Annotated in this window: 1 protein-coding gene; it reads left to right on the top strand. The window is 72.0% G+C overall.

Translation table 11 applies throughout. The features are described 5' to 3' along the window. On the top strand, positions 1 to 404 hold a 404-nt coding region (locus tag G3446_RS27330), incomplete at both ends, for an RHS repeat domain-containing protein (protein ID WP_164456764.1).

Genomic DNA, 404 nt, shown 5'->3' with positions numbered 1-404 from the left:
ACGACGCCAAGGGCAACCTCGAGGGCGTCACCCCGCCGGGACGCCCCGAGCACCGCCTCGGCTACACCCCGGTCGACCTGGAGGACGACGACCAGCCGCCCGCCGTCGACGACGGCACCGGGGCCATCGCCCGCGGCTACGACAAGGACCGCGACCTCACCCAGCTGACCCATGCCCTGGGGCCGCAGATCGGCTACGGCTACGACGCCGCCGGACGGCTGGACAGGCGCACCACCGCGGCGGGCGAGACCACCTATACCTACGCCGGTCCCACCGAGCGCATCGCCTCCATCACCACGCCCGAGGGCGAGGTGCTGGGCTTCGACTATGACGGCGCGCTCACCATCGACACCCAGTGGTCCGGGACCCTCAATGGCCGCGTCGAGACCGACTGGAACAGCGAC

Origin of the sequence: Thiorhodococcus minor (genome assembly GCF_010820565.1) — a bacterium.
Lineage (GTDB): Bacteria > Pseudomonadota > Gammaproteobacteria > Chromatiales > Chromatiaceae > Thiorhodococcus > Thiorhodococcus minor.
The sequence above is the reverse complement of the archived record's forward strand: the minus strand, read 5'-3'. Positions and strand labels throughout refer to the sequence as shown.